This window comes from Alcanivorax sp. IL2, assembly GCF_047495475.1.
Taxonomy (GTDB): Bacteria; Pseudomonadota; Gammaproteobacteria; order Pseudomonadales; family Alcanivoracaceae; genus Alcanivorax.
On record NZ_CP179932.1, the window covers coordinates 3,442,167 to 3,465,000 of the forward strand.

General features: G+C 55.4%; 19 protein-coding genes, 1 tRNA gene and 2 rRNA genes (1 of these 22 running past the window's edge). 8 read left to right on the plus strand and 14 right to left on the minus strand.

Annotated features, from left to right (window positions below):
• Positions 1-14 precede the first annotated feature (14 nt).
• From ACMG4N_RS15825 to lptF, 9 genes are all read right to left on the minus strand, one after another.
• Positions 15-1,142, minus strand: a complete 1,128-nt coding sequence (locus ACMG4N_RS15825) for a hypothetical protein (protein WP_414432390.1) — start codon at positions 1,140-1,142, stop codon at positions 15-17.
• A 317-nt stretch (positions 1,143-1,459) separates the two neighbouring features.
• Positions 1,460-2,908 (minus strand): YfjI family protein, encoded by a 1,449-nt coding sequence (locus ACMG4N_RS15830; protein ID WP_372637171.1) that lies wholly within the window; start codon positions 2,906-2,908, stop codon positions 1,460-1,462.
• A 2-nt stretch (positions 2,909-2,910) separates the two neighbouring features.
• The gene (locus ACMG4N_RS15835; protein WP_372637174.1) at positions 2,911-3,192 is read right to left on the minus strand and encodes a helix-turn-helix transcriptional regulator; all 282 of its coding nucleotides are present in this window, start codon (positions 3,190-3,192) and stop codon (positions 2,911-2,913) included.
• Between the two features lie 124 nt (positions 3,193-3,316).
• Entirely contained in the window at positions 3,317-5,050 is a 1,734-nt protein-coding gene (locus ACMG4N_RS15840) for a hypothetical protein (RefSeq protein WP_372637178.1), read from the minus strand.
• 66 nt (positions 5,051-5,116) lie between these two features.
• Entirely contained in the window at positions 5,117-6,310 is a 1,194-nt protein-coding gene (locus tag ACMG4N_RS15845) for a tyrosine-type recombinase/integrase (protein WP_372637180.1), read from the minus strand.
• A gap of 161 nt (positions 6,311-6,471) precedes the next feature.
• Positions 6,472-6,558: transfer RNA gene (locus tag ACMG4N_RS15850), tRNA-Leu, on the minus strand.
• A gap of 58 nt (positions 6,559-6,616) precedes the next feature.
• On the minus strand, positions 6,617-7,333 hold the full coding sequence (locus ACMG4N_RS15855) for a PP2C family protein-serine/threonine phosphatase (protein ID WP_414432393.1): 717 nt from the start codon (positions 7,331-7,333) through the stop codon (positions 6,617-6,619).
• A 2-nt stretch (positions 7,334-7,335) separates the two neighbouring features.
• Positions 7,336-8,397 carry an LPS export ABC transporter permease LptG gene (lptG, locus tag ACMG4N_RS15860; protein ID WP_297767301.1) on the minus strand — a complete coding sequence of 354 codons (1,062 nt, stop codon included), beginning with the start codon at positions 8,395-8,397 and terminating at the stop codon, positions 7,336-7,338.
• A complete protein-coding gene (lptF, locus tag ACMG4N_RS15865; protein WP_414432395.1) occupies positions 8,394-9,500 on the minus strand; it encodes an LPS export ABC transporter permease LptF in 1,107 nt (368 codons plus the stop codon). The genes lptG and lptF overlap by 4 nt, the downstream gene beginning before the upstream one ends.
• A gap of 335 nt (positions 9,501-9,835) precedes the next feature.
• Here lptF and ACMG4N_RS15870 point away from each other — a divergent pair, with 335 nt between their 5' ends.
• The 6 genes from ACMG4N_RS15870 to ACMG4N_RS15895 all read left to right on the plus strand — a co-directional run bounded on the left by ACMG4N_RS15870 (position 9,836) and on the right by ACMG4N_RS15895 (position 16,538).
• Complete coding sequence (locus tag ACMG4N_RS15870) at positions 9,836-11,305, plus strand: leucyl aminopeptidase (protein ID WP_414432397.1); 1,470 nt, start codon at positions 9,836-9,838, stop codon at positions 11,303-11,305.
• Between the two features lie 66 nt (positions 11,306-11,371).
• Positions 11,372-11,791 (plus strand): DNA polymerase III subunit chi, encoded by a 420-nt coding sequence (locus ACMG4N_RS15875; RefSeq protein ID WP_297767307.1) that lies wholly within the window; start codon positions 11,372-11,374, stop codon positions 11,789-11,791.
• 19 nt (positions 11,792-11,810) lie between these two features.
• Complete coding sequence (locus tag ACMG4N_RS15880) at positions 11,811-12,170, plus strand: hypothetical protein (protein WP_414432398.1); 360 nt, start codon at positions 11,811-11,813, stop codon at positions 12,168-12,170.
• Positions 12,171-12,388: 218 nt separating this feature from the next.
• On the plus strand, positions 12,389-15,148 hold the full coding sequence (locus tag ACMG4N_RS15885; protein WP_414432400.1) for a valine--tRNA ligase: 2,760 nt from the start codon (positions 12,389-12,391) through the stop codon (positions 15,146-15,148).
• Positions 15,149-15,167: 19 nt separating this feature from the next.
• Positions 15,168-15,734: a TetR/AcrR family transcriptional regulator gene (locus tag ACMG4N_RS15890; protein WP_297767317.1), complete on the plus strand. Its 567-nt coding sequence runs from the start codon at positions 15,168-15,170 to the stop codon at positions 15,732-15,734.
• Between the two features lie 9 nt (positions 15,735-15,743).
• Positions 15,744-16,538: a class I SAM-dependent methyltransferase gene (locus ACMG4N_RS15895; protein WP_414432401.1), complete on the plus strand. Its 795-nt coding sequence runs from the start codon at positions 15,744-15,746 to the stop codon at positions 16,536-16,538.
• A gap of 21 nt (positions 16,539-16,559) precedes the next feature.
• Here ACMG4N_RS15895 and ACMG4N_RS15900 read toward each other — a convergent pair whose 3' ends face one another.
• Positions 16,560-17,243 (minus strand): TetR/AcrR family transcriptional regulator, encoded by a 684-nt coding sequence (locus ACMG4N_RS15900; protein WP_035248218.1) that lies wholly within the window; start codon positions 17,241-17,243, stop codon positions 16,560-16,562.
• Positions 17,244-17,321: 78 nt separating this feature from the next.
• Positions 17,322-17,522 carry a DUF2061 domain-containing protein gene (locus tag ACMG4N_RS15905; RefSeq protein ID WP_297767325.1) on the minus strand — a complete coding sequence of 67 codons (201 nt, stop codon included), beginning with the start codon at positions 17,520-17,522 and terminating at the stop codon, positions 17,322-17,324.
• A gap of 201 nt (positions 17,523-17,723) precedes the next feature.
• Between ACMG4N_RS15905 and ACMG4N_RS15910 the strand changes: the two genes are divergently transcribed.
• Positions 17,724-18,692 carry a DUF4382 domain-containing protein gene (locus ACMG4N_RS15910; protein WP_414432402.1) on the plus strand — a complete coding sequence of 323 codons (969 nt, stop codon included), beginning with the start codon at positions 17,724-17,726 and terminating at the stop codon, positions 18,690-18,692.
• Positions 18,693-18,705: 13 nt separating this feature from the next.
• Entirely contained in the window at positions 18,706-19,608 is a 903-nt protein-coding gene (gene yegS / locus ACMG4N_RS15915; RefSeq protein ID WP_414432403.1) for a lipid kinase YegS, read from the plus strand.
• Here the strand turns inward: yegS and ACMG4N_RS15920 are convergent.
• The 3 genes from ACMG4N_RS15920 to ACMG4N_RS15930 all read right to left on the minus strand — a co-directional run.
• Complete coding sequence (locus ACMG4N_RS15920) at positions 19,597-20,139, minus strand: fused DSP-PTPase phosphatase/NAD kinase-like protein (protein ID WP_297767333.1); 543 nt, start codon at positions 20,137-20,139, stop codon at positions 19,597-19,599. The genes yegS and ACMG4N_RS15920 overlap by 12 nt on opposite strands.
• A 393-nt stretch (positions 20,140-20,532) precedes the next feature.
• Positions 20,533-20,648 (minus strand): 5S ribosomal RNA (gene rrf, locus ACMG4N_RS15925).
• A 171-nt stretch (positions 20,649-20,819) separates the two neighbouring features.
• Positions 20,820-22,834, minus strand: a 23S ribosomal RNA gene (locus tag ACMG4N_RS15930); it runs 877 nt beyond the window's last position.

Consider the following 22,834-nt stretch of genomic DNA (forward strand, 5'->3'; position numbering starts at 1 on the left):
CAGGCTACAGGGAATCACTGCTGACTGCGTTGATCTTTCCGTTGCTTGAGGGCCTTGTAGCGAGGCCCTCTCACAATGCGTAATTGATTGACGCTCTTTTTTCCGGTTAGCCTAATGGTCTGTTCTTTTTTTGCGAAGTAACTGATGAGAGCCTTCATATTTTCTTCCTGAATTGAATCTCCCTTACGAAATTCTCCAATCGCCAAATGCCGCTCAGGGACCTGCAATCGTTTCGACAACATCCTTTTAACCTCACTGAAATTCACATTAAACCCAGCCCCTTCACCTTTAGTAACCACGTCACACCAATAGCCCTTCAAATAGGTGCCGAGCAAAACATCCATGCGGACCTTGCTACCGTCAAATATAAAGTATCCATGCCAGTGATAGCCCTTTTTTGCCCCGTATTCAATTTTGAACACCGCCAACACCAGAGCAGAAAACTGGCGCTTGTTATGCCGCATGTTTCTGATGAAGCGGTCTAGGTCGTTTGATATGCACTCTGGGGTTTTATTCCTACGCACAGACTGTTTGTAGCTGCCATCAACACGCACTAAGCGAGCTTTTCGACAAAGACTCAGGGCTTCACTCACTGCCCCAGTGATACTGTCTGCCCTGCGTTGCTCTCTGACCACCTGCTGTCTACGAAACTGAAGAATCTCAGATGCAGACAACCGCCGTTTCAGTTCGCGAAGATACTTGAGGTAGTGATCATGTACCGTTATACCGCCAACGTGCTCATGCAGCCGACGCCCCGTCAAGACTCGAACCGCCATTTCTCTATTGAGATCCAGGACAACACGCATATCCGGGTCCACCTTGTATCCCCGGAAATCATCCTCGGTGAGGTTGATGCAGGATTCGATTACTGGTGTCTTCTTATTAGGGATTCTGCGGATAACCCCCTGGCTAGTCTCCTGCCGTCGGCTTATGACCAGTCGCCGCTGCGGCACGATTTCATCTAAAAGTGTTGTTACGTCGGCAAGCGCACGTGCAGTCTCTGACTGATCAGTAATGTAGAGGTTACTGGGTTTATCTATCGGATTGTAAACATCGAGCCCATAGTCCAGAACTTCATGGAACTGCTCCAACCGTCCCACTTGAGCCTCTGCTGTCGGCAGCATGCTGTGTCCCTGGTTCATCGTCATTGCTCCAGTTACTAACTTTATTCATTGATAGGTTTTAATGAGCAACGAACCAACCAGAATGAAAACCTGAACATTAATAACATCAGAGAATAAACATGTTCCCCTTTATAATTTACCAGCCAATCACTCCCGGACCTCGAGATCACTGATTATCGCCGCTCATATAATGAGAAAAACATGTACGTTATTAAGCAAGCCCTACATGCCAAATGAATAGGCGTCGCTGAGGGTAAAGAGGGGAAAAATACAACTTTCCGCATCAAAAAATTGCGATTCCCGCTTCTCGTCGCAGGAATCGCAAAGAATGTCCATCAACGACGTCCGTTTACGAGCCACCTTGGCCGTGGAAGATTAGGACAGAGATCCAGGCACTGAGCATTATGTCCGTCAACATACTCGCTGATGACGCCTTCATTCAGCAGAACATCCAAAGCCCGGAAGAAGCGCCCTCCGGTTCGTTGAGCGTTCGGGCAACGCTTATGAAGATAGGTCTTACGGATGAATCTCTCGGGGCGATCACGGATACGGTCAATGAGCTTATTCAGCTCAATTGCATCTGCGATCTCTTCCGGGGGAGGAACAAACAGCTTCAGGAAATCATCCGAACACTCCGCACAAATGTCCGCTGCGGCATTGAATGTCTCTACGGAGATGGTACCCCCACCCCCCTCAAAGTAGTGAAGCAACGCGGCCACCCGCGCAATGTTCTCACCCAGCTTGGATGCATGATCAGAAGCATGCTCAAAGCGGCCCCCTGGTAGAATTTCTTCCTCAATCCAATCTGCCACTTTGAACCATTCAGTTACGGCTTCTTCCGAAAACCGGATCTCTTCACGTTCAAAGTCACCAACGACTCGGGCCATTCTAGCTTTACTCAGAATTTCTCCTAACCGTCGATCAAATGCCTCCAGGTGCTCCCATGAGTTAGCTTGCCGGGTGGATAGGCGAGTCCCTTGAGTCGATTCTGGATTGAACACCAAGTACCTGGCCCAATGGCCAGAACCACGGACCTTCTCTCCCTTTTTGCCAGTTTGGGGCTTAAAGATTTCTGGCTGGAGCATAATCGACACGGTAAGCCTTGCGTTACAGATATTCAGCGAGGGCTTACCAAGTCGTGCGAGATATATTGGGTCACCACTCCAAAGAGAGTTCAAATGCGGTACAGCATCGAAAGATTTCCCATCTACGATGATGGCCCCTTCGCTTGAAACCAAGGTACCCACCCCTGTTTCATTCAGCGCAGTCAACATTGCCATAGGCGAAATATCTTCATAGACCAGATGTCCTCGCTGCGGCTTGGTTGGCTCACATGCCAATAGCTCTCGGAGCTCCTCTCGGGTAATAGTCAATTCCTGTTCGTCGCTGCCAAATTTACCCAGCTTCTTTTCGAGCAGCCTTTTCTTGTTCTTCCACTCCAGCATCTTGACCTTGTAATCCGCCAAGTTTCTGTTGTGCTCTTCCTCTAGGTTGTCATCGAGAGCCTTGATTACTTTCATAAATCTGCGCTCGACGGTGGATTTGCGCTCGCCAGAAGGCGCTATCCCCACATTGTTAAGGCTCAGGGGTACTTTTGCACCAAATGGCATGACCACATCCGCCAGACTCTGGACAGCTGACGACAGTGCCGCCAGAGCCCCCATTAAGCACAGTCGGTACGGTGCCTGATAATTTTGATGTGCCTGGCGCACAGCCTCCCCCAGGAGAGGTTTGGAGTGGCAGAATGCTGCGGGATTGATCTTGCCCGTCATCGGATATGCCATGATCAAGCCCCCCATGCCGCAGAAGTTGACCGGGACTCAACCCATTCGATGACCTCATGACGGTACCAGCCCACGGATCTGGGGCCGAGATTCACTTTCTTCGGCCAATCAGGGTCGTGATAAGGCGAACAGGGATCCATTTTGGCATAGATGGTGGACTTCGAGAGGCCCGTTATCCGCTGCACCTCTGGCAAGCGGACAACCTGATACTGAAGCGTGGAGAGACAGCTTAGCGCACCATTGTCAGCCACATGGGTGTTGCTTTTTTGAACTGATCGGTCCATTTCGGACTCCTTAGTAATCAATCGGAGAACGAAATGTAGAAAAGATCAGATCGGTTATCGGAAATAAGAAATAGCAAACCCGGTATTCGCGAACAAAAGCATGTAACTGCATGTTTTCATTTAGTTAAATAAACAAATCTTCCTCGTCTTGATCGCTCAGCAACACATCTGTCACAGCGGAGTGATAGTCAGTTTTAATCTGATGGCGCTCAAGGAAGACATTCAAAGCCCTTTTCCACTCTTGCCTCTTTTCTTTCTTGGCCGTTTTGGCGCGGCCAGCCACAAACTTTTCCCACGCCTCAATCAGGATCGGCAACGAGGTCTTCTTCAACATATCCACACCATTACCTCTTACTTTCAACTCCCTTCCTTTTCCGATCGCTTTTTTTGACTGGCTTTGAAGCTGAAGGACGATCAATCTTAAAAGATTATCTGAATAACTTGGGTGTTTTTTCGGCAAGGCATGAATCAGCTGGCGGCAATACTCTTTATTCGCTTTCCCATTTATAAGAGGTTTCTCCCATGTGCAAATTGCAATTGCGACATAATCAATAATTTTTTTCGCATTAGAGAGATCATCTATAGATACATCCGCGTTTAGACATATCCAATTAATCGCTTTTTCCCTGCACTCCTCAAAACCCTTCACATCGTCAAAACTTTTAATGCAATTTTCACCCAAACAATCCAAATCTATTTCATTCTCCTCATTGCTATTAATGGGATCTAACAATCGATGATATTCATTCGACAAAAAATGCAGGTCTTTCGCTCTAATTGTTAAAAAATCGGGTTTAGGAACATAAATAACATTCTCGCTATCTTCTAGCTCATGAGCTGAAGCCGAAAAACAACACAATTGATACCCATACCTAGACTCTGATATTAAAAACTCCCCTTCATCCAAATCATCTTTTAAAACTCTAAAACCATGCCAATATTTTCTTGAGGCCACAGGAGGCCAACCATAGTTTTTAGCTGCCATCATGAAGGGAACATTAAAATCAATCTCATACTTCAAAAACAAAGCAAGAGATTGAAAGCTCCATTCGATACGCTCCAACACCATTGCATCAAACCCACAGACATTGGTGCAGTCGACCAAACACTTCATGAAAGCACGTGAAAACGCATTGAACCCAGACAGGAAGCCTTTCTTAACTTGGTTGCCAAGCAATAGATCAGGCAGACCTCTCTGCCGCCATAGCCCTACCTCTCTTTCTTGGCCTATAACCGGGCTGTCACAACTGAAGGTACGATTGAAAGACCACCAGCGAGTAAAATTTGAATGAAATACATTCGACGCCGAATCATTTTCCTGACAACTGTCCTTAGATGACCGGGTAAGCGCTTCGAACAGACCTCCCCTTTCATGGCCAATCTTCCTATACGTCACCTTCAGATCCATTGCTGACGGGAACACCCCTTCCTCGTACACCCCCCCTTTATTTACCTCGCAGTCCTCAAAATCAAAATATTCTTTATTTTCTGCAGCCTTCTTCCGTCCAGGAATATAATTCCTAGTTATAGCCACATAGCGGATTACGCTACCATTATCCTCAAAACCAACCCCTCCATTGAAATATTGACAAGTCGCTTCACCAAATCTAATAATATCGAGGATCGCCTCTTTGCTCACAAAGAAAGCCTTTATCTCGCTCTGTTTTACCGGCGCATATAACCGGTACCGTCTCTTATCATTGATCCTTTCTCCCACAAACTCCTTTATTACGGAGTACGGGGCACTAACCGGAATCAAGGCGCTTACATTGCCGTTCAGAATATTACTGAATGCTCTTTCCCTCTCCTCAGCATCATCCTTTACGACCTCGTCAAAGTGCATCCACAGCTTTTCCATCTACCCCCCCCGATATATAAGTGGCAACCTATTTCTAATATCAATACCCACTATTTTTTATAGCTATTATTTTGTCTTTAGCCCATCCAGGTAATCCGCCCACTGCTGCATCATCCCTGTCCGCCCCTCTAGGTGAGAAGTACGATTGTACGCACGTCCATTTGCATCCCTGACGGAGTGAGCGAGCTGGTGCTCGATCCAGTCCACCCGGACATCCAATACTTCATCAAGCAAGGTACGAGCAATAGCCCGCCACCCGTGCTGGGTCATCTTGCCCTTATAGCCGAGAGTTTTGAGCAGCTTGTTAAGGGTGTTATCGCTGATCGGCTCCCCCGGCTTGGTGCCTTCAAAGACATAGCCTGAATTGCCTGTGAGAGGCTGGATTTCCTTGAGGATGGCAACGGCCTGTCGAGACAGGGGAACCACATGTGGCTCCCGCATCTTCATCTTCTCTGCTGGGATGCTCCAAAGCGCCTTTTTTAGATCAATTTCTGACCACTCGGCATGACGCAACTCTCCTGGCCGGACAAACACCAGCGGGGCCAACCTAGCTGCCGCCTTGGTAGCTGCCGCAGCCTGACAGCCATCAATAGCACGCAGCATCTTGCCGACCTCTTCCGGTTCCAGGATCGCCAGACGATGCTTTTCTTTTTTGACGGCGATTTGCCCCTGTAGAGGCAAGGCGGGATTGTTGTCCGCACGGCCAGTGGCCATGGCGAAATTGAAGATCTCGGAGGCCATGCCCCTGAGCCGGTTGGCGGTATAGCCACTGGTCTTTTGGGTGTGCTGGAGAACGCCCCACAGCTCCGCAGTTGTGATTTCCGATATTGGCCGACTGCCAAGATAGGGGATTAGGCCGTTATCCAGCCAGATGCGCCGCTTCTTCTCCGTTGTCGGCGTCCATTTCTCGCTTTGGACCTTGTTCTGCGCCCACTCTTCCGCCACCCCGGCGAAGGTATTGCGCAGGGCAGTTTCTGTTGCCAACTTTTCGGATTTACGCTGCTGGGCGGGGTCAACTCCGGAGGCGAGCAGCTCTCGGGCTTGCTGCCGCTTGTCGCGGGCAACCTTGAGACTTGTGCTGGGATAGGTGCCTAGAGAGAGCCGCTTCTGCTTACCATTGAAGCGATACTTTAAGCGCCACCATTTGCCACCCGTGGGAGAAACCTCCAAGAACATCCCCTCACCATCAGAGATGCTATAGAGCTTGTCCTGGGGCTTTGCTGCGCGGATTTTGACGTCGCTGAGTTTGTTCGTTTCCATGGCTTTCGCCGTCTTTGGGCTTGGATGTTGGCCCCAAAGTTGGCCCCAGGAGGGGCCAGATGTCAACAAACTCTATCGGACGGTAGCGGAAGAGAACCTCAGATAACCCGCTGTTTTTATAGCTTATCGAGGAACTCCTCGGATGCTACCGCACTGCCATTTGGTACCAGAGGCCGGACTTGAACCGGCACGCCCGTGAAGGCAACGGATTTTGAATCCGTCGTGTCTACCAATTCCACCACTCTGGCAGTGGGGCGCGAGTATACCAGCAGATGACGGCTTTGCCAGCCTCAGAAAGATATTTGTCTATTCGCGGTGCCCATCGGCGGACACTTTTATCGCTGTCACATTATCCCGGCTGCCGGCTTCGAGGGCTGCCTTGAGGATGGCCGACTCGCTGGCCCCCTCCGCCAGCAAATACCCCAGCTGGTCCACTGTCAGTACCGAATGCACACCATCAGAGGTCAGCAGAAACTGCTGCTGGGCTGAAATATCGAAACGCGCCTGCTCCAGTTCCAGCTTGTCGCCATTGCCGATGGCCTGGTAAATCACATGGGCGCGGGGGTGTGTCATGGCCTGGCGTTCATCAATCTCACCCGCGTCTACCAGTGCCTGCACCGGGGTGTGGTCGCGGGTGAGCAGGACGGCGCCCTGAGCGGTATGGCGGTAGAGCCTGGCATCGCCGGCCCACAGCACCGCGGCCTCATCCCGGTAGATCAACAGCACCACCACGGTGGCCCCCATGGGCTTGCTGCGCAGGTGCAAGGCGGCGTGATGGCGAATAGCGTGGTTAGCGGTAAGCAGGGCGGATTCCACGGCCAACAGCCGATGGGCGATACTGCCCCCCAGCACCACAGCGTCGAGGGACTCTCGAATAATGGTCGCCGCCAGGTCACCGGCATCATGGCCGCCCATGCCATCGATCGCTGCCCACAGGCCGTCACCATCCCGGCACACCAAAGTGTCCTCATTGGCAGGCCGCCGCCCTTTATGGGTGCGTCCCTGCCCCCTCCAGATTGCCATTATTATCGTACCCGCTGCAGCAACCAGATCCCCAGGATCAGACACAGCGCCGGCGGCACCACTGCGGCCATCAGTGGATCGGTGTGAAACACCAGCGACAGTTGACCAAAAAACTGCTGGCCATAATGGAAAATCAGACCTGCCACGATCCCCGCCGTCAGGCGCAGGCCCATGGTCACTTCGCGCAAGGGACCAAAGACAAAGGAAATGGCGATCAACACCATGCCGATGGTTGCCAGCGGCATGAACAGCTTCTGCCAGAAGCTAAGCATGTAATCGGCGGTCTCCAAGCCTTGTCGCTTCAGGTAATCGGTGTACTCCAGCAACTTGGCCATGGCCAGATGATCCGGCTCCAGAACCACGATGCTGAGCAATTGCGGGGTCAGCTTGGTTTGCCACTGAGCGTTGTCGCGACTGAAGATTTCGGTGCCTTGATCGGAAAGCCGGGTTCCCTTGATGCCCTCCAGCGACCAGAAATCTCCCTGGTAGATGGCTCGTTCCACAAACTGGGTTTCCGTCAGCTTGTGGTTATCATCAAAACGATAGCGGGTCAGACCGTAGAGCACGCCATTGGGCTGGACCGCATTGATATGGATAAATTCCGGCCCTTCCCGGTGCCAGTAACCGTATTTTGAGCGCAACGCCTCACCGCCACCTTCGGCCATGGAACGGTTACTCTGCGCCACTTGTTCCGAGTAAGGGGTCAGATACTCGCCGAGAGGGATGGACAGCAGAATCAGCAGGAAAACCGGACGCAACACCAGCCAGCTCACCTTCAGCGTGGACACACCGGAAGCCCGAATCACCGACAATTCACCACTGTTGGCGAGCAGGCCCAGGCCAATCAGGGTACCCAGCAAGATCGCCATCGGCAGGTATTCGTGCACCCGGCGCGGCGTTGTCGTAAGGATAAACTGCAGGGCCTGCATGGCCTGATAATCACCGCGCAGGCCTTCCAATTCATAGATAAAGCCAAACAGACAATCCAGGCCAACAATAATGCCCAGGATGGCCAGTGTAGGTATCAGCACCGCCCGCCAGAAGTAGCGTCTCAATAATCTCACGCCCGCCTCCTGCGGCGGAAAATCCGCCCACCGAAATACAACAGAAACACCACTACCACCGCCACCAGATGCACCCAGCCGGTATGTAGATACCAGGGCAGAACGCCATCGTGATCCTCGATGGCGCTACGGGTAACCAGCAGCATGCCTACATAGAGCATGTAGCCAAGCACCGCCGGGATCAGGCGGTAAAAGCGCCCCTGACGCGGGTTTACCCGGGCCAGCGGAATCGCCGCCAGTGCCATGATCGGTACGGTAAGAATCAGAGCAATACGCCACTGCAATTCGGCCATGGCATCGCGATTGCTGTCGCGCTCGTCGATCAGCTCCGGGGTGGGACGGCCGCGCACCTTGGGGGGGCGACTGTCGGTCCGTTCCTTGCCGATCCGTACCCGCGCTTCCTTGAAGCCGATTTCCTTGTAGTCACTGCGCCCCGGCTTGCCCTGGTACTGGAAACCCTCTGTCAGCAGCAAATAGCTGATGCCATCTTCCTGTACCAGCTTGCCGCTCTTGGCCCACACCGTCAGCAACCGATCTGCTTCACCCCGGGCCTGAAAACGGGCATCAGCCACGAACACATTTTCCAGCACCCCTTTTTCCCGGTTCATCTGTTCGGCATAGGTGGCGCGCTGGGTATTGCTGGAGCCTTTTACATGAAAGCGTCCGGGAGTGAGGAGCTCCAGCACCGAACGGTCTTTCTGCTCTTCAAAGATGCGGTTCACTTCCGCATCGCCACGCGGGGTCACATAGAGGGAAAACATGGCCACCAGGGTGGTGGCCATGAGAATCGGCACGATCAGCGAACGGACAATCCGTCCATTGCCCTGCCCGCCCGCCTGCAGCACCACCATTTCGTTATCCATGTGCATGCGCCCAAGCACTAGCAACAGGCCGATATAGAGACTCAGGGGAACGATCATCTGCAGGAATTCCGGCATCCGGAACGCCATCACCAGAAACAGGGCATCGGCGGCGATTTCGCCGGCGGCGGCCTCGGCGAGATATTTGATAAAGCGGCCACTGACCAGCACCATCACCAGAATAAAGGTGACCATGACAGTGGTCAGGAAAACTTGCCGGTTAATATAACGATGAAGAATCAAGGGCTGGCCCACTCATCCTTGTCTGCAAAAAGGCACCGACACCTGATAAAGGCAGCGCATGAAAGCCTGCGGTGACGATACATACCGCGCGGGCAACCGGACTTACAGGCGCCTGCGGCAGCAGTGAATGGGCCCTAGTGTAACCGACTGGCCGGCCAAGGTGATAATGATACGCAGTGAAATACCCGTAACCGGGGCGACTTCACCAATCAAAGGGCCGGCCCGGCCGCGCCACACCGATTGCGTTTGATCGCCGAACAGCCCAATATTTCCCTGTTTTCCGCACCGGCAAGCCCTTTTGCCGCGTGCTATACCTTGATTGACATGGAGACAGCATGGACTTCGCAGTGAGCAACAGGCCCCTGGACAAATTCAAAGCCGACGCACTGATTCTGGTGCTGGGCAAGAACGGCGATCTCCCCGAGACGCTGCCGGAGAGCACCCGCGACCAGCTTACCCGTTTCATCAAGGCCGGCGATTTTGACGGCAGCAAGGGCCAGATGAGCTGGTTGCACCAGCCGGAAGGCCTGGCCGCCGCACGCCTGCTGCTGGTCGGCCGGGGCGACAAGCAGCCTTCCGAGCAGCAGTGGCAAGGGCTGCTTCGCAGCACAGTGAAAATGGTCAGCAAGGCACCGGTCAAACACGCACTCTGGCTGCTCGACGGCGATTTGCCACAGAGCCTGGAATGGCAGGTCCGTGAAGGCACTCGCGTGGCGGAAGAAAGCACCTACCGTTTCGACCAGTATCGCAGCAAACCGGCTCCGGCCAGCAAACTGAACAAATGGACCTTCTGGCATGCACAAAAGGATGCCGCCCTGAGCAAGGCCAGTAAGATCGGCAAGGGTGTGGCCGACGGCGTCAACCTGGCACGCGACCTGGGTAACCTGCCCCCCAACGACTGCTACCCTGAATATCTGAGCGGCGTGGCCCGGGATCTGGGCAAGCAATATGAAAAACTCACCGTTAAGGTGATCAGCCAGGCCCAGGCAGAAAAGATGGGCATGGGCGCCTTTGTCGCCGTGGCCAAGGGCTCCGAACGTCAGGGCCAGATCATCGTCATGGAATACAAGGGCGCCAAACCCAGCAAGCAGGGCCCAGTCGCCCTGGTCGGCAAGGGCATCACCTTTGATACCGGCGGCATTTCCCTGAAACCCGGCGCCAACATGGACGAGATGAAATACGACATGGGCGGCGCGTCCAGCGTGTTCGGCAGCGTCAAGACCGTGTGCGAGCTGGATCTGCCCATCCACCTGGTGGCCGTGGTAGCGGCAGCGGAAAACATGCCTGACGGCCGCGCCTCCCGTCCCGGGGATATCGTCAAAACCCTGTCCGGACAGACCGTGGAAATCCTCAACACCGATGCGGAAGGCCGGCTGGTGCTGTGCGACGCCCTCACCTATGTGCAACAGAAACACAAACCGCACACCGTCATCGACGTTGCCACCCTCACCGGTGCCTGTGTGGTTGCCCTGGGCGCCCACGCCCAGGCGGTATACAGCAACGACGATCATCTCAGCCAGGCACTGCTGACTGCCGGCCAGGAAACCGGCGACCGTGGCTGGCCCATGCCCCTGTGGGATGAGTATCAGGGCCAGCTGGACAGCCCCTTCGCCGATATGCAGAACATCGGCGGCCCCAAAGCCGGCTCCATCACCGCCGCCTGCTTCCTGTCCCGCTTTGCCAAGGACGTGAAATGGGCCCATCTGGATATCGCCGGCACCGCCTGGATCAGCGGCGGCATGAGCAAAGGCGCCACCGGCCGCCCGGTACCCATGCTCACCCGTTTCCTGATGGATCAGTGCTGATACGCCCACGCATGTCTGCACGCCTTCGGGCGTGCTGCATGCTGCGTGATGCCTGCGAGCATTTTAATGACTGAAGTTACCTTCTATCTGAGCAACAAGTCCGGCGACGGTGTCCGTCAGGCGCTGGCCTGGCGCATTGCCGACAAGGCCCAGAAACAGGGCCGGCTGGTCTATATTCATTGCCGGGATGCGGACCATGCACGGCAACTGGACGACCAGTTCTGGCAAGCTCCTGCCACCGGGTTCCTTCCCCATGCCATTCAGCTGGAGGGTCAGGCGCCGGTTATCCTGGGCCACGGTGGCGATCCCGGCGATCACCACGATGTGCTGATCAACCTGACCGATCAGGTGCCGGATTTCGCCTCCCGTTTCCAGCGGGTTGCGGAGATGATCAGTGGGGCCGAGAATGAAAGACAGGCTGGGCGCGAGCGATTTCGCTTCTACCGTGAGCGAGGCTTCCCGGTCACCACCCACGAACTGGGCTGAAGAACCCACGGACACCACCATGAGCGACCGGGAGTCACGAAAAAAAGAGCTTCTCAAGGAGCTTGGCGATGTGCAGTCCCTGCTGGACGACGCCGACACACCACCACAACCCTCCGCTTCCGAGAGCCACAACCTGGACCGGATGCAGATCCGCAAGCTGGCCAGTGAAAGAAACAACCCTTTTCTGGGTACACCGCCGCCCTCTCCCCGGGAAAGTCCGGCTCCTGCTGTCACAACATCAAGTCCCTCGGCTGCTCGCCCCTCGCTGAGCAACGCCGACATTGATGCCATTATCGATGACCTGGTGGCCGAAGCCTTGCCGAAACTGGAAAAATCCCTGCGCCTGAGGCTGCGCGCCGCCCTGCGCAAGAAATCATAACGCCCCCCTCTCGCGTCCCCAGCCAGACGCTGCGAAAGGTGGCTCTCTTCGCTGGTCGGCATACCTGCCCGGTAACCTACCACAGCACCATCACGGTCAAACTCTGCGGGCCAGGCGGCCACCAGCCTCCGTCCTTGCGTTTTTCCCGCAACCCGCGACGCAGCGGCCCCGCTCCGCTATAATTCGGCCTCATTTTTTACTGGTTTAGAAGCGGACTCATGGACAAGACTTATCAACCCGATCGCATCGAACAGGCCTGGTATGAAAACTGGGAAAAAGCCGGTTATTTCAAGCCTTCCGGCCAGGGTGATTCCTTTTGCATCATGATTCCGCCCCCCAATGTGACCGGCAGCCTGCACATGGGCCACGCCTTCCAGGACACCATCATGGACACCCTGGTGCGCTACCGCCGTATGCAGGGCCACAACACCCTGTGGCAAGTGGGCACCGACCATGCCGGCATCGCCACCCAGATGGTGGTGGAACGCAAACTGGCCGGAGAAGGCACCACCCGCCACGAACTGGGCCGTGACAAATTCCTGGAGAAAGTCTGGGAATGGAAAGGCGAATCCGGCGGCACCATTACCCGCCAGCTGCGCCGCATGGGCGCCAGCGTCGACTGGACCCGCGAACGCTTCACCATGGACGATGGCCTGTCCAATGCGGTACGCGAAGTCTTTGTGCGCCTGCACAAGGAAGGCCTGATCTACCGTGGCAAACGTCTGGTCAACTGGGACCCGACCCTGCACACCGCCATTTCTGACCTGGAAGTGGAAAACGTGGAAGAACAGGGCCACATGTGGCACTTCCGCTACCCGCTCTCGGACGGTTCCGGGCACCTGGTGGTCGCCACCACCCGACCGGAAACCATGCTCGGGGATACCGCCGTGGCGGTGCACCCGGAAGACCCGCGCTACAAGGACATGATCGGCAAGACCATCCGCCTGCCGCTGGCAGATCGTGATATTCCCATCATTGCCGACGATTACGTGGACCCGGACTTCGGTTCCGGCTGCGTGAAGATCACCCCGGCCCACGACTTCAACGATTACGAAGTGGGCAAGCGCCACGACCTGCCGATGATCAACATCCTGACCATCGACGCGGCGCTGAACGATGAAGTCCCGGAACCCTACCGGGGCCTGGACCGTGTCGATGCCCGCAAGAAGGTGGTGGACGATCTGGACGCCCTCGGCTTCCTGGAGAAAGTCGCTGACCATACCCTGCAGGTGCCCCGTGGCGACCGCTCCGGCGTGGTGATCGAACCCTACCTGACCGACCAGTGGTTCGTGGCCGTAGAAGAGCTGGCCAAGCCGGCCATTGCCGCCGTGGAAAACGGTGACATCCAGTTCGTGCCGAAGAACTACGAGAACATGTACTTCTCCTGGATGCGTGACCTGCAGGACTGGTGCATCTCGCGGCAGCTGTGGTGGGGCCACCGCATCCCGGCCTGGTATGACAACGACGGCAACGTCTATGTGGGCCGCAACGAAGAAGAAGTGCGTGCGGCACATGATCTTGGCGACATCCCCCTCAGCCAGGACGACGATGTTCTGGACACCTGGTTCAGTTCCGCCCTGTGGACCTTCTCCACCCTGGGCTGGCCGGAAGATACCGATGCCCTGCGCACCTTCCACCCCACCGATGTGCTGGTCACCGGCTTCGACATCATCTTCTTCTGGGTGGCACGGATGATCATGATGACCCTGAAGTTCACCGACCAGGTGCCCTTCAAGAAGGTCTATGTGCATGGCCTGGTACGCGATAACGACGGCCAGAAGATGTCCAAGTCCAAGGGTAATGTGCTCGATCCGCTGGACATGATCGACGGCATCACTCTGGATGCGCTGATCGACAAGCGCACCAAGGGCCTGATGCAGCCGCAGAAAGAAAAGCAGATTACCAAGCGCACCCACAAGGACTTCCCGGACGGCATCAATCCCTACGGCACCGATGCCCTGCGCTTCACTTTCCTGTCGCTGGCCTCCACGGGCCGTGACATCAAGTGGGACATGGGCCGCATCGAAGGCTACCGGAACTTCTGCAACAAGATCTGGAACGCCGCCCGCTACGTGATGATGAACACCGAAGGCGAAGACTGCGGTCTGAGCGGAGAGGTGGAATTGTCCCTGGCGGACCGCTGGATCATCTCCACCCTGCAGCGCGCCGAGCAGGAAGTCAGCGAGGCGCTGGACAGCTTCCGTTTCGACGTGGCCAGCCACGCTGCCTACGAGTTCATCTGGAACGAGTACTGCGACTGGTACCTGGAACTGTCCAAGCCGGTGCTGTGGGGCGACGATTACTCCGAGGCCCAGAAGCGTGGCACACGCCGTACCCTGGTGACCGTGCTGGAAGCCATACTGCGTCTGGCCCACCCCTTCATGCCCTTCATCAGCGAAGAAATCTGGCAGAAGATCGGCCCCATGGCCGGCAAGAGCGGTGACACCATCATGCTGCAAGCCTTCCCGGCCAGCGACGCCAGCAAGATTGATGAAGAAGCGGAAACCGGCGCGGAATGGGTCAAGGCTGTCATCACTGCGGTGCGCAATATCCGTGGCGAAATGGGTATCCCCATGGGCAAGGCCCTGCCTCTGTTCCTGCATAACGGCAAGGACAGTGACAAGGCCCTGCTGGACGCCAACCGCACCTTCCTGAGCAAGTTGGCCAAGCTGGAATCCATTACCTGGCTGAATGCGGAGGATTCCGCCCCGGCCTCCGCTACCGCACTGGTGGGAGATATGGAAATTCTGGTGCCCATGGCCGGCCTGATCGACAAGGACGCAGAAATCGAACGACTGTCCAAGGAAATCGATAAACTGCGCAAGGAAGTGGGTCGCGCCGAAGTCAAACTGAAGAACCCCAAGTTTGTGGACAAGGCGCCCCAGGCAGTCGTGGACAAGGAAAAGGCCAAACTGGATGACTACCGCTCTCAGCAGGCCAAGCTCGAAGAACAGCTGGAAAAAATCAAATACCTGTAAGGGATAACGGAAGGCCATCATGGATGATCCACGCCGCGCCCGCATACTCGCCTGCGCTCAGGAAGTCTTCGCCAACGAAGGCTTCCGCAGCGCCGAGGTGAAAACCATTGCGGTGCAGGCCGGCGTGGGCAAGGCCACCATCTACAAGTTTTTTCCCTCCAAGGACGCCCTGCTGCTGACCATCGTGGAGGAAAATCTCAATACCATCCGCGATATCATTTTCGCCGACCTGATGAGCACGATTCCGCCCCTGCAACGGCTGGAAAACCTGTGCCGCAACGTGGCCCGCTACCTGGAACAGAACCAGGATTTTTCCCGGGTTCTGATTCAGGAAGCCGGGGATTTCATGGGCGATATCCAGCGCCAGTACCTCGCCCTGATGGAACAGAACCTGCCAGTGGCGGATGCCTTCTTCAATGAACTGCGCAAGGATGGTTACTTCGTGGCCTTGCCAACCCGCGACACCATCCTGATGATGGTAAATCTGGTGGTGGGCACCACTTATACCTGGGCGCTCACCGGCGAAGGCAGCCTCGAACAACAAGCCGCTGATTACATGAAGGTGTTGATCCGCGGCCTACGATAGGACGAGATCATGCGTATTCTGATTGCCCTGGCAGCTTTGCTGTCGTTTTCCCTGACACACGCCACCTCCCTCGATGATATTCTTACCGCGCCCCACCGCAGCGCAGAGGAGAAAGCGCGCGACCCCTATCGCCATCCGGCACAGACTCTGGAGTTTTTCGGGGTAGAGAACGATATGACCGTGGCGGAGATCTGGCCCGGTGCCAAAGGCTGGTACACCGCGGTGCTGGCGCCCTACCTTCGCGAGGAGGGCACCTTTTACGCTGCCCAGTTTCCTCCGGATAGTGACATCAGTTTCTACACCCGCTCACTGACCCTGTTCAAGGCACACCTGGCGAAATACCCGGCTCTCTACGACCAGGTTCGCATCACCCATCTCTATCCTCCGGTCTACAGCGATATTGCCCCTGCAGGCACCGTGGATCGGGTGCTGACGTTTCGCAATGTGCATAACTGGGCCAAGGCCGGGAAAGCAGAAGCCGTGTTTGCCAGCTTCTTCAAGGCCCTTAAACCCGGCGGCATCCTTGGCGTAGTAGAACACCGGGCGCCGGAGGGGCGCTCACTGGAAGAGCAGATTGAAAGCGGCTACATGACGGAAAGCTATGTGATAGCCCAGGCAGAGCAAGCCGGGTTTCGACTGGCTGAACAGTCGGAAATCAACGCCAACCCGCAGGACAGCGCCGACCATCCCGCCGGGGTGTGGACGCTGCCACCTTCATTGCGGCTGGGCGATCAGGACAGGGAGACATATCTGGCGATCGGAGAAAGTGATCGTATGACACTGAAATTCGTTAAGCCGGAATAAAACCGGCAACACCCTCAGCGTTCAGGATACCGGGCGTTCCAGCATGCCCGGCGTCACCTCCCCCAGTACCAGGGATTCGGCAATGCCGATGGCAACTTTCTCGCAAAGATCCAGTCGTTCCTGGGAAAAACCGCCGTCCTCGAAGATGTACAGGGAGTAGTTTTCCAGCATCCACAGCATGGTGCGGAACACCAGGGGTTCATAGCTCTTGCCGGTGTAACGGCTGATCTGGGACGTGAGCACCTCGGAGGCAATGTCCTGGGCCCGCACCCGGTGCGGCGCCAGCGCAGAGGTCGAAGAGCGCGCCTCTTCCATCATCAGTCTGATGATCGGCCCCATGCTCACGTGGTAATCAAAATACACCTTGGTGGTGTTACGGATAATGTCCCGGGCCGAGGAGGCCTGCTTCACTTCCTTGTGGAAGTGCAGCAGCATGTTGTCCACAAAGATACGATAGATGCTTTCCAGCACGTCCATCTTGTTGCGGAAATATTTGTAGAAGGTGCGTCGAGACACATCGGAGGCGTCCAGCAGGTGCTGCACCGTGGTCCGCTGCAGGCCCCGCTGGGCAAACACCTGCATGGAGTGGATCAGAATTTCCGAACGGGCCTGGGAGCGCTGGCCACCCTCTTCCCGGGCGTGCACTTCCAGTACCTGATTCACCACCTGGCGGATCGCATCGATGTCACTGCTTGAATTCTGCACCTGACAAATACCCCTAAGAATGTATACTCGTGCGCTAGCTTAACCAACGGCCATGGCAGAGTAAACACTGAGTTTATCCTACGCCATAACCGTTCCGCTCACGGCCCCACCATGGCTCCGCCGTTTCCAGATTTTCTCATGAAAATGGTAGGCCACCGTATTCACGCAGGGCTCCACCAGCGCTGTCGCCCCGCCAATGCGCCAATCGCCGGTCATCGCCCAGACGACCAGAAACGCCACCGCAATGTGCATCGCACCGAAACTGAATGTCTTGATCATGGGACACCTCCTTGACACTGATCATCACAGCCCCGGAGGTAATAGAAAAATACTATTCCTTTATCTCTCCGATAGAAAATAGAAATGATTATCAACAACACCCGGAACCGTTAATAGTTGTAAAGCCCCGCGCCCCGTCACATCCCTCCCTCGCTCCGTCACGTAGATTGCAATTAACCGCGAGTACGGAGGAATACAATCATGCAACGCACACTCTTTATTCTGGCCGCCGGAACCCTTGTTGCTGCCTGCGGAGGCTCCAGCAGCGACAACCCTGCGCCGCAGACCGGTGACGTGCAGCTGTCCATGACGGATGCGCCCGCAGACGACCTCACCCGGGTACAGCTCACACTCAACGCAGTGGCGCTCAAGCCTGCACAGGGAAGCATGATCCGCCGTGATCTGGATGAACCCTTGGTCATAGAAGACCTGCTGGCACTGCAAGGCGCCAAGTCAACCGTAATTCTACCGACCACCGAGGTGCCTGCCGGGCGCTACAACTGGATTCGTCTGTATGTGCAAAGCGGGGACGGCAACACCTATGTGATTGACGACAATGGCGGGGAGTTTCCCCTGTATGTACCAGGCCAGCAGAACAACCAGAACCGTGAGCGGCATGTCCAACTTGTCAGCGGTTTTGCCGTTCCCGTCGATGGCGAAGTGAACTTTACTCTTGACGTGGATCTCCGTCGGGCAATCACCAAACCCACAAACAAGGATTATTATTTGCTACGCCCGGCAATTCGCATCGTTGATAACAGCAAGGTCGGTATCATTGAGGGCACCATCAGTGACAGCCTGATCGATGACGAAACATGCACCTCAGTCATGGAAGGCGATACTGTGCAAGGGAATGCGGTGTACCTGTACACAGGCCGGGATGCACAAACCGGAGACGTATTTGTTGATGATCAGGGAGCCGCAATCGACAGTGACAATCCTGTCACGACGGCTACGGTAAACTACAATTCAGGCAATGATGCGTACGAATACCAGATTGGGTTTGTTCCTGAGGGAGATTACACCCTGGCTTTTACCTGCCAGTCGCTGGACGACATGCCTGATACCGATGACAACCTGACGTTTTCTGCACAACGCAATGTCAGCGTTACCGCCGAACAGACAGAGATCGCCGACTTGCCGAAAGAAGGCGTCATTATCACTCCATAGGGGAAGGCATACCGTGACGACAAAGAGTCTGCTCGTTCTACATGGCAAACAGGCTGCCAATGAAGAGGTTCGCCATGCTGTCATGGACTGGCGAGACAACGGTCACGATCTGGCGGTCCGCGTTACCTGGGAAGCCGGTGATGCGGAGCGCTATGTCAGAGAGGCACTGGATCTGGGCTATACCACCGTCATTGCTGGCGGAGGCGATGGCTCTGTCAGGGATATTGTTCATGCCATGATGGCCAGTGATCGTGATGATCTGTCCCTGGCAATTCTGCCTCTGGGCACCGCCAACGATTTTGCAACGGCGGCAGGGATACCTGATGCGATGGCCGAAGCATTGGCATTACTGCAATCTCCGGCTACACCCAGCGACGTCATTCGAGTCAATGATCACTACTTCCTGAATATGGCCACCGGCGGCTTCGGCACCGAGGTAACCACCCAGACATCGGAAGAACTGAAAAGCATGCTGGGCGGCGCCGCCTATCTGTTAACCGGGCTGACCCGATTCTCTGAAATACAGGCAGCCGAAGGCGTCTTCAGCAATGGAGAATTCGAGTGGCAAGGAGAATTTCTCGCGCTCGGCCTGGGCAATGGTCGTCAGGCAGGGGGAGGACAACGCCTTTGTCCGGACGCCCTGATCAACGATGGTCTGCTCGATGTGGCCATCCTGCCGGCCCAGATGGACCTGCTTGCTGGCGTCAAAGAGTTGTTTGACAGCGAAGCCAGGCAGGATCCAGAGCAAGAAGGGCTTTTCATACGAGCCCGGGTGGCATCACTGAAAGTCAAAACCCCCAGCCCCATGAATCTGAACCTTGATGGCGAGCCGGTACAAAGTACGGAGTTTGATATTGCCGTCGTCAGCAATCGCCTCAAGCTTCATCTGCCCGCGGAGAGCCCGTTACTGGGGTGAGGGCTCTGACAGACCTGCACACCGCATGATGAAGGCCTTTACCGGCTGGCGACGCCCATCCAGTTTGTGGCCAAACAGCGGGAAGTACTTCCACACGGCATTGGCTTGCACCCCGTAACGACGAGTCGCCACCGCTACCACCATCATGCCGGTGCGAATGACCCCCATCTCACAATGCACCAGGCAGCAACTGTCACCACGGTCCAGCTCTGCCATGAAGGCTCGAATCTGGTTTTCCGTCGGCGGAGTGTCCTGCGCCATGGGAATATTCACCAGTTTGATTCCGTGGCGGCTGCAGTAGTCACTTTGCCGCTTGTACCAGCCCCCTTTCCCGTACTCGGATTCCAGCCGCAGGTTGAGGATCGTGTTGACACCCAGCACACGATGCATCACTCGCAATGCAATCGGGCCCAGGGTGCCACTGCGGTAAAGTTTGCCCGCTTCTACCGCACGGAAGTGGTACATCAGTTTGCGGTAACGGTAGACCAATAGGGTGATGGCCATGGCGATCAGGATGATGTTCAGCAACATGGTCTGGGCTCATTGTTTGTGAAGCCCTGAGCTTGAAGGCTTGGTGGGTAGCCGGGATGACGGCGGGGTGGCGGTTTGGTTACAGAGGCAGGGTTCGAGGCTTGATATTGAGTCGTTGGAGCTAGGCTTGCATGGTGAAGGGGTGGGCTTAGCTTCTAGCTTCTAGCTTCTAGCTTCTAGCTTGGGGCTTGGGGCTCGTAGCTATAAGAGACCTACTTAGGCAGCGAGCATGCTCGCTGTCCCTGCGGGACGCCTGCGGCGCCTCACCCTGGCACCTGCGGTGCATCGGGTGTCACATGGGCCCAAGAGTAGGGAGAGGAGCTCACCGTGATCCTAAATAAAACAAAAAACCCCCGACACTTTCGTGGCGGGGGTCTTTTGTTTTATTTAAGAGCCTGACGATGACCTACTCTCACATGGGGAAACCCCACACTACCATCGGCGATATGTCGTTTCACTTCTGAGTTCGGCATGGGATCAGGTGGTTCCAACACTCTATGGTCGTCAGGCAAACTGGTTTAGCTTTCGCTAAATTAGGTTGCCTCGCCGGTGTACAACATTGCTCACCGGCAAAGCCAATTGGGAATGAGAAGTGTGCTATTCAATGACGCAAGCGTCCAATCTCTGACACCGTATCTTTGCGGTCTTGGCTCTCGGAGCCGAGACTGCTTTGGTGTTATATAGTCAAGCCTCACGGGCAATTAGTACTGGTTAGCTTCACGCCTTACAACGCTTCCACACCCAGCCTATCAACGTTGTGGTCTTCAACGGCCCTTCAGGGGGGTCAAGCCCCCAGGGAGATCTCATCTTGAGGGAGGCTTCCCGCTTAGATGCTTTCAGCGGTTATCCCGTCCGAACGTAGCTACCCGGCAATGCCACTGGCGTGACAACCGGAACACCAGAGGTTCGTCCACTCCGGTCCTCTCGTACTAGGAGCAGCTCCTCTCAAATCTCCAACGCCCACGGCAGATAGGGACCGAACTGTCTCACGACGTTCTAAACCCAGCTCGCGTACCTCTTTAAATGGCGAACAGCCATACCCTTGGGACCGGCTTCAGCCCCAGGATGAGATGAGCCGACATCGAGGTGCCAAACACCGCCGTCGATATGAACTCTTGGGCGGTATCAGCCTGTTATCCCCGGAGTACCTTTTATCCGTTGAGCGATGGCCCTTCCATACAGAACCACCGGATCACTAAGACCTGCTTTCGCACCTGCTCGACTTGTAGGTCTCGCAGTCAAGCACCCTTCTACCTTTACGCTCGTTGCACGATGTCCGACCGTGCTGAGGGTACCTTTGTGCTCCTCCGTTACTCTTTGGGAGGAGACCGCCCCAGTCAAACTACCCACCACACAATGTCCCCGATCCAGATAATGGACCTAGGTTAGAACCTCAAACATGCCAGGCTGGTATTTCAAGGACGACTCCACGATGACTAGCGTCACCGCTTCAAAGTCTCCCAGCTATCCTACACAAGCAGGTTCAAAGTCCACTGTGAAGCTATAGTAAAGGTTCACGGGGTCTTTCCGTCTAGCCGCGGGTACACAGCATCTTCACTGCGATTTCGATTTCACTGAGTCTCGGGTGGAGACAGCGCCCCCATCATTACGCCATTCGTGCAGGTCGGAACTTACCCGACAAGGAATTTCGCTACCTTAGGACCGTTATAGTTACGGCCGCCGTTTACCGGGGCTTCGATCAAGAGCTTCGCCGAAGCTAACCCCATCAATTAACCTTCCGGCACCGGGCAGGCGTCACACCCTATACGTCCGCTTACGCGTTTGCAGAGTGCTGTGTTTTTAATAAACAGTTGCAGGGGCCTTTTCACTGCGACCGCCAATAGCTCAGAGAGCAAGTCTCATCACCGTCAGCGGCGTACCTTCTCCCGAAGTTACGGTACAATTTTGCCTAGTTCCTTCACCCGAGTTCTCTCAAGCGCCTTAGAATACTCATCCCAACCACCTGTGTCGGTTTGGGGTACGGTTCCTTATAACCTGAAGCTTAGAAGATTTTCCTGGAAGCATGGCATCAACCACTTCCCGGTCACAAAGGACCAGTGGTCTCGGTTCTCAGCCTTAAGGTGCCGGATTTGCCTAACACCTCAGCCTACGACCTTTCCCCGGGACAACCAACGCCCGGTAGGTATAGCCTTCTCCGTCTCTCCATCGCAGTTATAAGAAGTACGGGAATATTAACCCGTTTCCCATCAGCTACGCATTTCTGCCTCGCCTTAGGGGCCGACTCACCCTGCGCCGATTAGCGTTGCGCAGGAAACCTTGGTCTTTCGGCGTGGGAGTTTTTCACTCCCATTATCGTTACTCACGTCAGCATTCGCACTTGTGATATCTCCAGCATGCTTCTCAACACACCTTCACAGACTTACACAACGCTCCCCTACCACGTGCACTAAGTGCACATCCGCAGCTTCGGTATCCAGTTTGAGCCCCGTTACATCTTCCGCGCAGGCCGACTCGACTAGTGAGCTATTACGCTTTCTTTAAAGGGTGGCTGCTTCTAAGCCAACCTCCTAGCTGTCTGAGCCTTCCCACATCGTTTCCCACTTAACTGGAATTTGGGGACCTTAGCTGGCGGTCTGGGTTGTTTCCCTCTTCACGACGGACGTTAGCACCCGCCGTGTGTCTCCCGGATAGTACTCACTGGTATTCGGAGTTTGCATCGGGTTGGTAAGTCGGG

Coding starts and splice junctions, on each gene's coding strand:
- ACMG4N_RS15825 (WP_414432390.1), bottom strand. CDS start 1,142: ATGAACCAGGGACACAGCATGCTGCCGACAGCAGAGGCTCAAGTGGGA.
- ACMG4N_RS15830 (WP_372637171.1), bottom strand. CDS start 2,908: ATGGCATATCCGATGACGGGCAAGATCAATCCCGCAGCATTCTGCCAC.
- ACMG4N_RS15835 (WP_372637174.1), bottom strand. CDS start 3,192: ATGGACCGATCAGTTCAAAAAAGCAACACCCATGTGGCTGACAATGGT.
- ACMG4N_RS15840 (WP_372637178.1), bottom strand. CDS start 5,050: ATGGAAAAGCTGTGGATGCACTTTGACGAGGTCGTAAAGGATGATGCT.
- ACMG4N_RS15845 (WP_372637180.1), bottom strand. CDS start 6,310: ATGGAAACGAACAAACTCAGCGACGTCAAAATCCGCGCAGCAAAGCCC.
- ACMG4N_RS15855 (WP_414432393.1), bottom strand. CDS start 7,333: ATGGCAATCTGGAGGGGGCAGGGACGCACCCATAAAGGGCGGCGGCCT.
- ACMG4N_RS15870 (WP_414432397.1), top strand. CDS start 9,836: ATGGACTTCGCAGTGAGCAACAGGCCCCTGGACAAATTCAAAGCCGAC.
- ACMG4N_RS15875 (WP_297767307.1), top strand. CDS start 11,372: ATGACTGAAGTTACCTTCTATCTGAGCAACAAGTCCGGCGACGGTGTC.
- ACMG4N_RS15880 (WP_414432398.1), top strand. CDS start 11,811: ATGAGCGACCGGGAGTCACGAAAAAAAGAGCTTCTCAAGGAGCTTGGC.
- ACMG4N_RS15885 (WP_414432400.1), top strand. CDS start 12,389: ATGGACAAGACTTATCAACCCGATCGCATCGAACAGGCCTGGTATGAA.
- ACMG4N_RS15890 (WP_297767317.1), top strand. CDS start 15,168: ATGGATGATCCACGCCGCGCCCGCATACTCGCCTGCGCTCAGGAAGTC.
- ACMG4N_RS15895 (WP_414432401.1), top strand. CDS start 15,744: ATGCGTATTCTGATTGCCCTGGCAGCTTTGCTGTCGTTTTCCCTGACA.
- ACMG4N_RS15905 (WP_297767325.1), bottom strand. CDS start 17,522: ATGATCAAGACATTCAGTTTCGGTGCGATGCACATTGCGGTGGCGTTT.
- ACMG4N_RS15910 (WP_414432402.1), top strand. CDS start 17,724: ATGCAACGCACACTCTTTATTCTGGCCGCCGGAACCCTTGTTGCTGCC.
- ACMG4N_RS15920 (WP_297767333.1), bottom strand. CDS start 20,139: ATGTTGCTGAACATCATCCTGATCGCCATGGCCATCACCCTATTGGTC.